This is a genomic window from Acidisoma sp. PAMC 29798 (genome assembly GCF_030252425.1).
Classification (GTDB): Bacteria; Pseudomonadota; Alphaproteobacteria; order Acetobacterales; family Acetobacteraceae; genus Acidisoma; species Acidisoma cladoniae.
On sequence record NZ_CP126994.1, the window covers coordinates 105,488 to 117,653 of the forward strand.

The following is a 12,166-nucleotide window of genomic DNA, read 5'->3' on the forward strand; positions in this document are numbered from 1 at the left end:
ATACGCCCGTCATGAAAGGCTTGACGAATGTAATCGATTACATAGTATGTCCGCCATGCAGTGGGAGCAACCCACGCGCGCTTTCGCCTGCCTCCGATGAACGTCAACTGGAATGGGAACCTGTCTATGCGTCATGTTCGCTGCGCCCTCATGGGCGCCACCTTCCTGCTCGGTCTTGCGGCTTTACCGATCGGACCTGCCACAACCGCCCATGCCGCGGCGCCGATCAAGATCGAGGTGATGGATTGGTTCACTTCCAGCAGCGAAACCGCCGCCCTGCGGGAGTTGGTCGCGAAGGTCAACGCGGCGGGCGGTGACTGGCAGAACGTGACGATCGCGGGCTTCGACCAAGGCGTGGCCGCAGCACAATCGGCTGCCGCGGGCGGAAACCCGCCAACCGCGCTGCAATTCAACGGCGGCAAGCAATTTGACGATCTGGCTGAGCGTGGGCTTTTGAACACCATCGATGGCGTCGCCGCCGAGCAGGACTGGACGAAAGTCCTGCCGCCGGCACTCGGCGCCTCGATCTCCCGCGACGGCCATTACTACGGTGTGCCGATCGACGATCATGGCGAGACCTGGATGTATACCTCCTCGGCCGCTTTCAAAAAGGCGGGCGTCGCGGTCCCGACGACCTGGGACGCGTTCTTTCCCGCGATGGACAAGCTCAAGGCCGCTGGCATCACCCCCATTGCCTGGGGTGGCCAAGATTGGCAGGAGTTCGGCGCCTTCTACACGGTGCTGCTGAGCAAAGAAGGGCCGGATCTCTATAACGCCGTCTTCCGTGACAAGAAGATCGATGCCGTGAACAGCGCCGCCTTCAAGGATGCTGTCGATACCTTCGGCAAGATGCGCGCTTATGTTGATGCCGGCTCGCCCAATCGGAATTGGAACGATGCCACTGCCATGCTCATCAAGGGCACCGGCGGCGTGCAGTTCATGGGCGATTTCGCCAAGGGCGAGTTCACGGTCGCCCATATGAAGGAAGGGCAGGATTACGGCTGCTATCTCGGCCTCGGCGCCAACGACCATTACTTCATGATGAGCACAGACGTTCTCATCATGCCCAAGGGCAAGGGCGCCGACCGTATCGCCGCGCAGGACTTGCTGGCGAAGGTCGCTATGTCGAAGGACGCACAACTCGCCTTCAACAATGCCAAGGGTGGCGTGCCCGCACGCCTCGACATCGACTCCACGAAGCTCGATCCCTGCGCCCGCAAGGGTTATGAGGCACTGAAGGTGCCGGGCAATCAGCTTGCGGGGCCGGAGATGGTGCTGTCTGCGGATCTCATGGGATCGCTTACTGATGTCGTGACGCGCTTCTGGTCTTCCCCGACCATGACCTCGGACCAATTCATCGAGAAGTTTGCAGCGGCCATCAAGGACGCGGATGACTAACGGAAGGCGGCTGCGGGCATGAGCGCGACACAGCCAGTGAGCGACGTCTTGGCGGGGCCGGGCGGCACGACCCCCGTGTCGCGTCCGCGTCGCGGGCGGCGCATCGCCTGGATGCCGCATGTCGCGCTGACTCCGAGCTGGATCATCGCCATCGTCGCCTATCTCGGCACGATGGCGGCGACGGTCGAACTGTCCTTCACCCGCTCGAAGTTGTTGCCGGTTTTCGAATTCGTTGGCTGGCATCAGTATGTCCGCCTGTTCCGATCCGATGTCTGGCTAATTTCGGTCGGCAATCTACTGTTATTTGGTGTGCTCTACGTCGTCGGCTGTCTGGTCATCGGCAGTGTCCTCGCTATTCTGCTCGACCGACGCATGCGAGGGGAGGGGTTGCTGCGCACCATCTTTCTCTATCCCTATGCCCTGTCCTTCATCGTCACCGGTATCGTCTGGCGTTGGATATTGGACCCCACACTCGGCATCGGTCGCAGCTTCGCTGCCATGGGGCTGCCCGGCCTTGCGATCAACTGGCTGGGCAGTGAACAGCTGGCGATCTATGCCGTCGTCGTCTCAGGGATATGGCAATCGGCCGGCCTGGTCATGGCGCTCATGCTGGCCGGGCTGCGCGGCGTGGACGGAGAAATCTGGAAGGCCGCGCGGGTCGATGGCATTCCCGTGTGGCGGACCTATGTCTCCATCATCATTCCTCAGACCTGGCCGATGGTCATCACGTCCATCGTGCTGCTCGCCATGTCGGTCGTGAAATCTTATGATCTTATCGTGGCTTTGACGAATGGCGGCCCCGGCGTCTCGACCGACGTGCCGGCGAAGTTCATCATTGATTACCTGTTCGTGCGGACCAATGTGGCCCTCGCCATGGCGGCGTCCACCGTCATGCTGGTGGTCGTGGTCGTCGTGCTGATGCCTTGGATTTATTTCCAATACATGCGCAAACCCGGCGGTGGCCGATGAGCGCCGTGGTCGGCGTACCCACGGCGCGCGGGCCGAAGCCGACACGCCTGGGTCCGGCCCGGATCGGACTTTATGCCTTTGCCATCGTCTCAGCGGCGTTCTTCCTCATGCCGCTCTATGTGATGATCGTAACCTCTTTCAAAACGATGCCCGAGATTAGCAACGGTGCCATTTTCGCCTTACCCAGGCATCCCACGATCGCGCCCTGGATACAGGCCTGGTCGAAGGCCTGTATCGGCATGGATTGCCGAGGAATCAGCCCGGGCTTTTGGAATTCGGTCCAGATCACCATCCCCAGCACGATCCTGTCGGTGCTCTTGGGTGCGTTAAACGGCTATGCCTTGTCCTTCTGGCGGGTACGCGGCAGCGAGGCGCTGTTCGCCATCCTGCTGATCGGTGCCTTCCTGCCGTTCCAGGTCTTCCTCTATCCCTTGCTGCGTATTTCCAACGTGCTGGGACTCTACGGCACGCTGCCTTGCGTCATCCTCGTGCATATCATCTTCGGCCTACCGGTGATGACGCTGATGTTCCGCAACTACTACGCCGGTCTGCCGATGGAACTGTTCAAGGCGGCGCGTGTCGATGGCGCCGGGTTCTGGCGAATCCTGATCGAAATCCTGTTGCCCATGTCAGGGCCGATCGGCATCGTCGCTGTCATTCTGCAGGTCACGGGCATTTGGAACGACTTCTTGTTCGGTCTTATCTTCGCCGGTAACGATCATCAGCCGATGACGGTCGCGCTGAACACGCTTGTCAGTTCTACCTTCGGCGACAAGCCCTACAACATTTTCATGGCGGCCACTCTGCTGAGCGGCGCGGTGCCGCTGATCACCTATTTCGTGTCGGGGCGCTGGTTCGTGCGCGGCATCGCGGCAGGAGCCGTCAAAGGATGACCGACATCGAACCCTCACGAACCAGCGTGTCCGTGCGCGACCTGACCGTATCGTACGGCCGGCTCACCATCCTTGATCGCTTGAACATCGATGTCGGCCGTGGCGAGTTCCTGGTGCTGCTCGGGTCCTCCGGCTGCGGAAAATCCACCCTCCTCAATGCCATCGCCGGGCTGATGGACATTACCGACGGAGAGGTTTGGATTTCGGGCAAGAACGTGACCTGGGCCGAACCCAAGGATCGCGGCATCGGCATGGTGTTCCAGTCCTACGCACTCTATCCGCGCATGACCGTGGCGCAGAATATCGGCTTCGGTCTGCGCGTCGCGGGCATGCCGCGTGCTGAGGTCAAGCAACGCGTGGCTGAGACGGCGCGCACCCTGCAGATCGAGCATCTGCTGGATCGGCGCCCGGCGGATCTTTCGGGTGGCCAGCGCCAGCGCGTGGCGATCGGTCGCGCCCTGGTGCGCAAGGTTGATGTCTTCCTATTCGACGAACCGCTGTCCAATCTCGACGCGCAGCTGCGCTCCGAACTACGTGTCGAGATCAAGCAACTGCACCAGACGCTCGGAAATACCATGATCTACGTCACCCACGATCAGGTCGAGGCGATGGTGCTGGCGGATCGCGTGGCCGTCATGAAAAGCGGCACGATCCAGCAACTCGCCAGCCCGTCTGAAATCTATCAGCGTCCCGCCAATCGATTCGTTGCCGGCTTCCTCGGCTCGCCCGCCATGAACTTCTTCGAAGGCCAGGTTGTCCTCGCGGCCGACATGCCGATGCTCGACCTTGGGGAGATCCGGCTGCCGCTGCCCGTGGAAGCCATGGCGCAGCCACCGACCGCCGGTCAGCCCATCACCCTGGGGTTGCGGCCGGAGCAGATGCGCATCGTTTCCGATCCCACAATCGCGCGGCATGCGGTGCCGGCGGAGGTTCTGGTGCTGGAGCCGATCGGTTCCGAAACCATCGTCTGGGCGCGGTGCGCAGGCCGGCGGATTTCCGTGCGCGCGGAGGCGGATGCGGGTTTCGCGGCCGGCACCCCCCTGATGCTGGACTTCGATCTTGCCCGCGCGTCTTTTTTCGACACGAAGAGCGGCGACCGGCTTTAGGCCGTCGCACTCGCAATCGGATATCAATGATGGCATGTGCGCCCAAGCTTTCGCTCCAGCTTTATTCCGCGCGTCTTGCGGGATCGTTGGAGGCGCAATTGACGTCGGTGACAGAGGCCGTCTTCACCCACGTCGAGCCTTACCAGGGTCTCTATGAAAATGACCGGCTCCCTCCCCTTCTGGCGGCGCATGGGCTATCGGCCGCCAGTGGCCATTTCGACCTAGCCGTCCTCGAAGCGGAGCCGGAGCGCGTTATCGCCATCGGCCGCACTCTTGGTATGAGCCTGATCGTCGCGCCGTGGTTGGAGCCGGAGGAACGGCCGACCGACACCGCCGGCTGGCGGGCGCTGGGCCGTCGGCTGACCGCCGTCGGCGATCGGCTGCGCGGCGAAGGCTTCGACTTCGCGTGGCACAATCATGACTTCGAGTTTCAGTCCCTTGCAGACGGCGCCCTGCCGATCGAGATTCTCGCCGAGGACGCGGCGCTGAATTTCGAGCTCGACCTCGCCTGGATCGCCCGCGCGGAGGCCGATCCGGTGCTGTGGCTGGACCGCCTGTCCGGTCGCGTTGCTGCCTTCCACGTCAAGGACATCGCGCCAGCGGGCGAGAACCTGGAGGAGGAGGGGTGGGCCGATGTCGGTGCCGGCATCCTGCCCTGGGCCACGCTTTGGACGCAGGCCATCGCGGCGGGCGCCAGGCTTGCGATCGCCGAGCATGATCTTCCATCGGATTTCGCCCGTTTCGCCCGCCGCAGTGCGGCCGCGATGCGATCCTTCAGCGATCAGGAGTAGAGACCGATCATGGCAATCCCTTCGGTGGCGCCGCTGCGCGTCGGTCTGGTCGGCTGCGGCAATATCTCCGACATCTATTTTCAAAATGCGGCCCTGTATCCGGGCTATGAGATCGTCGGCTGTGCCGACCTTTATCCGGCAGCGGCCAAGGCCAAGGCCGCCCTTTACGGCATCCCGGCCTGGACGCCGCAGGAGATGCTGCGGCGGGACGATGTGGACGCCATCCTCAACCTGACCGTGCCGGCGGCCCATGCCGAGGTATCGCTCGCGGCCATCGCGGCCGGCAAGCACGTCTATTCCGAAAAGCCACTCGCCACCTCCATGGCGGACGCACAGGCCGTGGTGGATGCCGCGAAAGCGCGCGGCGTGCACGTGGGCGTGGCACCCGACACCTTCCTCGGCGCCGGCATTCAGACCGCGCGCCACTTCATCGAAAGCGGGATCACGGGCCGGATCACCAGTGGCGTGGCGGCGTTCATGTCCAACGGCATGGAGCATTGGCACCCCAACCCCGCCTTTTTCTTCCGGCCCGGTGCGGGCCCGGCATTGGACATGGGGCCCTATTACGTGACCGCCTTGCTCAATTTGCTCGGCCCTGTCAGGCGCGTGCAGGCGACGGGCGTCATTGCCCGCCCTGAGCGGCTGGTGACGGCGCCAGGACCGCAGCAGGGCCAAAGGATCAAGGTGGAGACCTTCACCACCCTCAACGCCCTCCTCAGCTTCCAGTCGGGGGCCGAGATCGCGGTCCTGACCAGTTGGGACGTGCGCAACCACGGCCTGCTGCCCATCGAGTTGCATGGCATGGAAGCCTCGATGCGCGTGCCAGACCCGGATTACTTCGGCGGCCCGATTGAACTCGCGACGGATGCCACCGGATGGTCCAGCCACGCGCTGAACGACAAGATCTTCGGCCGCATCAACGAGACGACGGAGGGACCGCGCGCCAATTATCGCGGCCTCGGTCTCGCAGACATGGCGGCAGGCATTCGCACGGGGCGGCCGCATCGAGCGTCCGGCGATCTCGGCCTCCACGCCCTGGCCGTCATGCTCGGGATGGTGGAGGCGGCGTTGGAACAGCGGGCGGTCGAGATCACTGTGCCGATGAGCCAGCCGGCCGCACTGACCGAGGCCGAAGCTGCGACATTGATCCATCTGTGACGTGGGACAAGGCCCGATGATCGATCCGCTGCGCGATATCCGGATCGGCACGATGGTCGAGGTCTCCACGCCGTCTCAAGACCCGGTCTCCTACACGCGCCAGATCCTGCCGCATGGGTTTGAAAGCATCCAACTGACCTTCTGGCAGAGCTTGGGCGGGCGGGATCTGGTGCGCCTGGCCGGGGAGCTGCGCGAGGTTCTGGCCGAACGGGACATTCCGATCAGTGCCGTGGGCATCTACGGCAATCCGCTGGAGGGCAGCGCCCTCAACCGGGAGACGCTGGCCGGATTCGAGGCCTTGATCGACCACGCGCATCTGTTCGGAACGAACCTCGTGACGGGTTTTACCGGCCGCGTTCTGGGCCAGCCGATTCCGGCCAGCCTGCCGCGGTTCAAGGAGGTCTTTGGCCCGCTCGCCAAACGGGCCGCCGACCGCGGCCTTCGCATCGCCTTCGAGAATTGCGCCATGGAGGGCACCTGGCAGAGCGGGGATTTCAACATCGCCCATACCCCAGACGCCTGGGAGATGATGTTCGATGCCCTGCCGGATGAGAATCTGGGCCTGGAATGGGAACCGTGCCACCAGATGCTGATGTTGATCGATCCGGTGCCGCAGCTGCGCCGTTGGATCCCGAAGATATTTCATGTCCATGGCAAGGACGCGACGATCCGCTGGGATGTGGTGCGTCGGAACGGGGTCTTCGGCAAGGAGCCCTTTGCGTTTCACCGAACGCCTGGCTTCGGGGATAGCAATTGGACCGGCATCATCAGCGACCTGCGGCAGGGCGGCTACAAGGGCCATCTCACGATCGAAGGGTGGCACGACCCTGTTTATCGTGGCGCGTTAGAAATGACGGGCCAGGTTCATGCCCTCAACCACCTTCGGGCGAGCCGGGGCGGCCTGCATATCCCGAATCCGACCTAAGACGGCAATCCGCCGCCGCCTTCCCCGGCGCTACCGGACCAGACGCGAGGAGAACCACGCGGAGAGCGTGCGGGCCAATGACTTCCTCAAGCGGCACGGAGGCGATCAGCAGGCCGATCACGAGGCCATGTATCTGCGGGTCAATCGTTGGCACGAGGTCTGCGCCCAGATTGCCGAGCTTCCAGCGCGCACTCCTGAAGGCAGCGAGGCAAGGCAGCGGTGCTGGCCGACGTCATCGCACTGGAAAGCGGTTGGTCGCTTCGCTGTGCAGCGACCTCCTGGGGAGGCATATGGGATGACCGCGAAGATCATGACCGCGAAGGAGAAGGAACCGGCACTCCGCGAAGCCCTTCAGGAGGCGTTGGTCCTCGCAGAGATTATGGAGGCGCTCTCCAACACGCCTCGAGACAGCGATGAAGTGCCTTGCACCTGGGTCGGCTGGCTTGGGGAATGCATCTTCCGTGTCGCACAGAAGATCGAAGGAGCCACAGCATGACCGCGCGAGCGAAGAAGGCCGTGGCGACGATCGTCCCGCCGCAGCCGCCGCAGACAGAAAAGGAAAAGGCTGCCTCGTTGGAGCTTCGAGAGATGATGCGTGGTATGGCTGATGGGCTACAGCAGCGGAATCTCGACGCTGCCGTTGCTTTGGCTAGGCAAGCTGCCCGGCGTCGTGGCCCTCTGGTGGATCACTTCGCGGAACTCGGCCGCCGGTTCGGTTCGGAAATCGACCCGCATGAAAAACCAAACCTGCGCTTGGTCAAAGGGGGAGGGCGATTCACCCACCCCCTCCGGCACCCCCGCGCGGCTGGGCGAAAGGCCAAGGCCGCCTCGACCGCCGAAATAGTCAAAGAGCCCCGCCCTGATCCGGCGGGGTTTCAATCCGAGCAGGCACGGATCAGTTCACGCCCATAGGCGGTCAGAGAGAACTCTTTTCTGGCGTTCATCGGATTTGCATCCACGCATCCAAGTCGCGCGAGATTCTCGACGGAAACAGTTATCTGGTCGCCATTCCTACGAAGGCGATTGGCAAAATAGTCGATAGCGTTTGGTTCGAAGCCACCTGACGATAGATGGCGCTCGCGCAAAAGGAGCGCGTCTAAGGGATCAAAGCCCTTCACCGTCTCAATGAAGCGCACTCTTACCCTGTCAGCTCGCGTTGGGTCCATTGCGGCAGCTATGAGCTCGGCCCAAACCCGCTGCAATTCGGGGCGTGACTCGTCATAAGCGGCCCGAATAAGCGGAATGGCGACGGAAGGGCTGACAGGCTCAGTTTTGGCACCTCGGCGCTCTATAATTGCCCCAGACTGGCCATATAGCTTTGCAGCGATTGCCTCGCGAGCGGCGCGGAGGGGATCGCCTAGCACAATGCCGACGAGATCATTAGGCACCGTCCCGATGATCGCGCCCATATATCGTACGAAGTTGCTGCCCTCAGTGACAACCGTGGTGCCAAACTCCGCTGCAGCCTTCACAGCCTCCGCCTGCTCGGGTGTGACGGGCATAATTGTCACGGCCGATGCGGCGCCATCATCTACTGACACTGGCTGGACCTCTTGTTACCCAAGTCGTTACCACAACTCAGATATTAAGTGGAAATCTCGGCTGACTATTTGAAAGGATTGGCGCACCCGAAGAGACTCGAACTCCTAACCCCCAGATTCGTAGTCTGGTGCTCTATCCAATTGAGCTACGGGTGCCTGCCGAGCGGGGGTTTAGCCAAACCCGCCCGGCGCCGCAAGAGGCCGCGACAGTTCCGTGACGCAGGTCAGGCCGCCAAACGCTCCAAGGCCGCACGAACGGCCGCGCCCATCTCGTTCGTCGTCACGCGGGTCATGCCTGGCTGCATGATGTCACCGGTCCGCAAACCCTGCTCCAGCACGCTGCGGCAGGCGGCCTCGATCATCGCGGCCTCCTCCGTCATGTCGAAGGAATAGCGCAGCAGCATTGCCAGGCTGAAGGTCTGCGCCAAAGGATTGGCGATGCCCTTGCCGGCAATGTCCGGCGCCGAGCCATGGATCGGCTCATAGAGGGCGAGGCGGCGCCCGCTCTCGTCAGGCGCGCCCAGCGTCGCCGATGGCAGCATCCCAAGGCTGCCCGTGCACATGGAGGCGAGATCGGACAGGATGTCGCCGAACAGATTGCCGGTCACGATGACGTCGAACTGGCGCGGGTTACGCACCAACTGCATAGCGCAGTTGTCGGCATACATGTGGCTCAGCGCGACGTCTGGGTAGTCGCGGGCGCCCAGCGCCGTCACCACCTGCCGCCACAGCAGGCCGCTTTCCATGACATTGGCCTTCTCGACGCTACAGACGCGACCTTGGCGCTGGCGGGCGAGGTCGAAGGCGACGCGTGCGACGCGTTCGATCTCGCTCGTCGTGTAGACTTCGGTATTGATGCCGCGCTGTTGACCGTCTGCCATCGTCTCGATGCCGCGCGGCTCACCGAAATAGATGCCACCCGTGCTCTCACGCACGATCATGATGTCGAGACCGCGCACGATATCGGGTTTCAACGTGCTGGCGTCGATCAGCGCATCCAGCACCGTCGCCGGCCGGAGGTTGGCAAACAGGCCCAGCTCGCGGCGGAGCGTCAGGATGGCGAGCTCCGGCCGGCAGTCGAAGCCCAGCTTGTCCCATTGCGGGCCGCCAACCGCGCCGAACAGTACGGCGTCGCTGCCCTTCGCGCGGGCCACCACCTCGGGCGTGATCGGCACGCCCTCGGCCTCAATGGAAGCGCCGCCCACCAGTCCTTCGGAGGTGTCGAAGGTCGCGATATTACGGCGATCGAGAAACTCGAGGATGCCGGTCACTTCCTGCATGACCTCGGGTCCGATCCCGTCGCCGGGCAGGATGAGCAGTTTTTTATTGGCGGGCATGGGGCGTTCGCCTTTTAGACCGAGATTGAGGGCATCCAGGATTTCGTCTGCGTCCGCGCATGTTCGTAGCTGTCGATCTGCGCGGTGTGCTGCATCGTCTGGCCAATTTCATCGAGTCCGTTGAGCAGCATGTGCCGCCAGAAGGGGTCGGTGGTGAAGCCGATCTCCTCGCCGCTGGGGCGGACCACCATCTGCCGTGCGAGATCGACCGTGATTCGCGCATTGGCGCCGAGCCTGGCGTCTTCCATGAGGCTGTCGCAGTCCGCGCGGGACAGGGCGACGGGCAGGATGCCGTTCTTGAAGCAGTTGCCGTGGAAGATGTCGGCGAAACTGGGCGCGATAACGCAGCGAATCCCGAAATCGAGCAGGGCCCATGGCGCGTGCTCGCGCGAAGATCCGCAGCCGAAATTCTCATGCGCGATCAGGATCTCCGCATGGCGGAACGGCTCCTGATTGAGGATGAACTCGGGCCGCTCGGCGCCCGCCTCGTCATAGCGCAAGGGCGAAAACAGCGATTTGCCGAGGCCGCTGCGCTTGATGGTCTTGAGGAAACGCGCCGGGATGATCTTGTCGGTATCGACATTGGCGAGCGGCAGCGGGGCCGCGACGCTGCTGAGCGTGGTGAAGGCCTGCATCACACCAACTCCCGGATATCGGTCAGATGGCCGGTCACGGCGGCGGCGGCGGCCATGGCGGGAGAGACAAGATGCGTGCGGCCACCCTGGCCCTGGCGCCCTTCGAAATTGCGGTTCGAGGTGCTGGCGCAGCGCTGACCGGGCATCAGCTTGTCGGGGTTCATGCCCAGACACATGGAACAGCCGGGCTCGCGCCATTCGAAGCCGGCGTCGAGGAAGATTTGCGCCAAGCCTTCCTCCTCCGCCTGCTGCTTGACCAGGCCGGAGCCTGGAACCACCAGGGCACGGACATGATCGGCGACGCGGCGGCCACGGGCGACATGGGCGGCGGCGCGCATATCCTCGATCCGCGAATTCGTGCAGCTGCCGATGAAGACGACATCCACAGGGATATCGGTCAGGCGCGTGCCGGGGGTCAGGCCCATATAGTCGAGCATGCGCTGCACCTGGGCGCGAGCGGCTTCGTCGGTCGTATCGGCCGGATCGGGCACAATGCCGGTGATCGGCAGCACGGCCTCGGGGCTGGTGCCCCAGGTCACCATCGGCGCGATCTCAGCCCCGTCCATAGTGACGACGGTGTCGTAATGCGCACCGGGATCGGAGGGCAGGGTCTTCCAATAGGCGACCGCTTCGTCGAAAGCCTCGCCCTGCGGCGCCATCGGGCGGCCCTTGATATAGTCGAATGTGGTCTGGTCGGGCGCGATCAGCCCGGCGCGGGCACCGCCTTCGATCGACATGTTGCAGACCGTCAGGCGGCCGGCCATGTCGAGCCCTCGGATCACCGAGCCGGTATATTCGATGACATGGCCATTGCCGCCGGCCGTGCCGATCCGCCCGATGATGGCGAGCACCACGTCCTTCGCCGTGCAGCCCGGGGGCAGCGTGCCTTCGACCTGAACCAACATGTTCTTGGCCGGCTTCTGCGACAGGGTCTGGGTGGCGAGCACATGCTCCACCTCTGACGTTCCGATGCCGAAGGCGAGCGCACCCATGGCACCATGGGTGGAGGTGTGGCTGTCACCGCAAACGATGGTCATGCCCGGCAGGCTGATGCCCTGCTCCGGCCCGATGATATGGACGATGCCCTGGCGGCGATCCAGTACGGGGAAGAAGGGCACGCCGAACTCGGCGACATTGGCCTCCAGCGTCTCGACCTGCAGGCGGCTCTGCGGTTCGGCGATGCCGTTCCGGCGGTCACTGGTCGGCACGTTATGATCGACCGTGGCGATGGTGGCCTCGGGCGCGCGCACGCGGCGGCCGGCCATCCGCAGACCCTCGAAGGCCTGCGGGCTTGTCACTTCATGGACGATATGGCGGTCGATGTAGAGGAGGCATGTCTCGTCCTCAAGCCGCTCGACGACATGATCATCCCAGATCTTGTCGAACAGGGTGCGAGGACGGGGTGCAGACATC

13 protein-coding genes and 1 tRNA gene are annotated in these 12,166 nt (G+C 63.4%); 9 read left to right on the forward strand and 5 right to left on the reverse strand.

Going from position 1 to position 12,166, the window contains the following annotated elements; genetic code table 11:
* Positions 1-126 precede the first annotated feature (126 nt).
* The 9 genes from QP803_RS00515 (at position 127) to QP803_RS00555 (ending at position 8,152) form a co-directional block, all read left to right on the forward strand.
* The gene (locus QP803_RS00515; protein WP_284945734.1) at positions 127-1,398 is read left to right on the forward strand and encodes an ABC transporter substrate-binding protein; all 1,272 of its coding nucleotides are present in this window, start codon (positions 127-129) and stop codon (positions 1,396-1,398) included.
* A gap of 18 nt (positions 1,399-1,416) precedes the next feature.
* On the forward strand, positions 1,417-2,367 hold the full coding sequence (locus QP803_RS00520) for a carbohydrate ABC transporter permease (RefSeq protein ID WP_284945735.1): 951 nt from the start codon (positions 1,417-1,419) through the stop codon (positions 2,365-2,367).
* Positions 2,364-3,260, forward strand: coding sequence for a carbohydrate ABC transporter permease (locus QP803_RS00525; protein ID WP_284945736.1), 897 nt, complete (start codon positions 2,364-2,366; stop codon positions 3,258-3,260). Before QP803_RS00520 ends, QP803_RS00525 begins: the two co-directional genes overlap by 4 nt.
* On the forward strand, positions 3,257-4,366 hold the full coding sequence (locus QP803_RS00530; protein ID WP_284945737.1) for an ABC transporter ATP-binding protein: 1,110 nt from the start codon (positions 3,257-3,259) through the stop codon (positions 4,364-4,366). The genes QP803_RS00525 and QP803_RS00530 overlap by 4 nt, the downstream gene beginning before the upstream one ends.
* 29 nt (positions 4,367-4,395) lie before the next feature.
* A complete protein-coding gene (locus QP803_RS00535) occupies positions 4,396-5,157 on the forward strand; it encodes a sugar phosphate isomerase/epimerase family protein (protein WP_284945738.1) in 762 nt (253 codons plus the stop codon).
* 9 nt (positions 5,158-5,166) lie between these two features.
* On the forward strand, positions 5,167-6,315 hold the full coding sequence (locus tag QP803_RS00540) for a Gfo/Idh/MocA family protein (RefSeq protein ID WP_284945739.1): 1,149 nt from the start codon (positions 5,167-5,169) through the stop codon (positions 6,313-6,315).
* A gap of 16 nt (positions 6,316-6,331) precedes the next feature.
* Complete coding sequence (locus QP803_RS00545; RefSeq protein ID WP_284945740.1) at positions 6,332-7,240, forward strand: sugar phosphate isomerase/epimerase family protein; 909 nt, start codon at positions 6,332-6,334, stop codon at positions 7,238-7,240.
* A 295-nt stretch (positions 7,241-7,535) separates the two neighbouring features.
* Positions 7,536-7,736 (forward strand): hypothetical protein, encoded by a 201-nt coding sequence (locus QP803_RS00550; protein WP_284945741.1) that lies wholly within the window; start codon positions 7,536-7,538, stop codon positions 7,734-7,736.
* The gene (locus tag QP803_RS00555; RefSeq protein ID WP_284945742.1) at positions 7,733-8,152 is read left to right on the forward strand and encodes a hypothetical protein; all 420 of its coding nucleotides are present in this window, start codon (positions 7,733-7,735) and stop codon (positions 8,150-8,152) included. The genes QP803_RS00550 and QP803_RS00555 overlap by 4 nt, the downstream gene beginning before the upstream one ends.
* Here QP803_RS00555 and QP803_RS00560 read toward each other — a convergent pair.
* The 5 genes from QP803_RS00560 to leuC all read right to left on the reverse strand — a co-directional run bounded on the left by QP803_RS00560 (position 8,116) and on the right by leuC (position 12,165).
* Positions 8,116-8,781 carry an Abi-alpha family protein gene (locus QP803_RS00560; protein ID WP_284945743.1) on the reverse strand — a complete coding sequence of 222 codons (666 nt, stop codon included), beginning with the start codon at positions 8,779-8,781 and terminating at the stop codon, positions 8,116-8,118. The genes QP803_RS00555 and QP803_RS00560 overlap by 37 nt on opposite strands.
* 79 nt (positions 8,782-8,860) lie before the next feature.
* Positions 8,861-8,937 (reverse strand) — tRNA-Arg (locus QP803_RS00565).
* Positions 8,938-9,005: 68 nt separating this feature from the next.
* Positions 9,006-10,118 carry a 3-isopropylmalate dehydrogenase gene (gene leuB / locus QP803_RS00570; RefSeq protein ID WP_284945744.1) on the reverse strand — a complete coding sequence of 371 codons (1,113 nt, stop codon included), beginning with the start codon at positions 10,116-10,118 and terminating at the stop codon, positions 9,006-9,008.
* Positions 10,119-10,132: 14 nt separating this feature from the next.
* Positions 10,133-10,753 (reverse strand): 3-isopropylmalate dehydratase small subunit, encoded by a 621-nt coding sequence (gene leuD / locus QP803_RS00575; protein WP_284945745.1) that lies wholly within the window; start codon positions 10,751-10,753, stop codon positions 10,133-10,135.
* Positions 10,753-12,165: a 3-isopropylmalate dehydratase large subunit gene (gene leuC, locus QP803_RS00580; protein ID WP_284945746.1), complete on the reverse strand. Its 1,413-nt coding sequence runs from the start codon at positions 12,163-12,165 to the stop codon at positions 10,753-10,755. Before leuC ends, leuD begins: the two co-directional genes overlap by 1 nt.
* Position 12,166 lies beyond the last annotated feature (1 nt).

Bases quoted from the DNA above. Each gene is read 5' to 3' on its own strand.
- QP803_RS00515 (WP_284945734.1), top strand. From the start codon at position 127: ATGCGTCATGTTCGCTGCGCCCTCATGGGCGCCACCTTCCTGCTCGGT.
- QP803_RS00520 (WP_284945735.1), top strand. From the start codon at position 1,417: ATGAGCGCGACACAGCCAGTGAGCGACGTCTTGGCGGGGCCGGGCGGC.
- QP803_RS00525 (WP_284945736.1), top strand. From the start codon at position 2,364: ATGAGCGCCGTGGTCGGCGTACCCACGGCGCGCGGGCCGAAGCCGACA.
- QP803_RS00530 (WP_284945737.1), top strand. From the start codon at position 3,257: ATGACCGACATCGAACCCTCACGAACCAGCGTGTCCGTGCGCGACCTG.
- QP803_RS00535 (WP_284945738.1), top strand. From the start codon at position 4,396: ATGGCATGTGCGCCCAAGCTTTCGCTCCAGCTTTATTCCGCGCGTCTT.
- QP803_RS00540 (WP_284945739.1), top strand. From the start codon at position 5,167: ATGGCAATCCCTTCGGTGGCGCCGCTGCGCGTCGGTCTGGTCGGCTGC.
- QP803_RS00545 (WP_284945740.1), top strand. From the start codon at position 6,332: ATGATCGATCCGCTGCGCGATATCCGGATCGGCACGATGGTCGAGGTC.
- QP803_RS00550 (WP_284945741.1), top strand. From the start codon at position 7,536: ATGACCGCGAAGATCATGACCGCGAAGGAGAAGGAACCGGCACTCCGC.
- QP803_RS00555 (WP_284945742.1), top strand. From the start codon at position 7,733: ATGACCGCGCGAGCGAAGAAGGCCGTGGCGACGATCGTCCCGCCGCAG.
- leuB (WP_284945744.1), bottom strand. From the start codon at position 10,118: ATGCCCGCCAATAAAAAACTGCTCATCCTGCCCGGCGACGGGATCGGA.
- leuD (WP_284945745.1), bottom strand. From the start codon at position 10,753: ATGCAGGCCTTCACCACGCTCAGCAGCGTCGCGGCCCCGCTGCCGCTC.
- leuC (WP_284945746.1), bottom strand. From the start codon at position 12,165: ATGTCTGCACCCCGTCCTCGCACCCTGTTCGACAAGATCTGGGATGAT.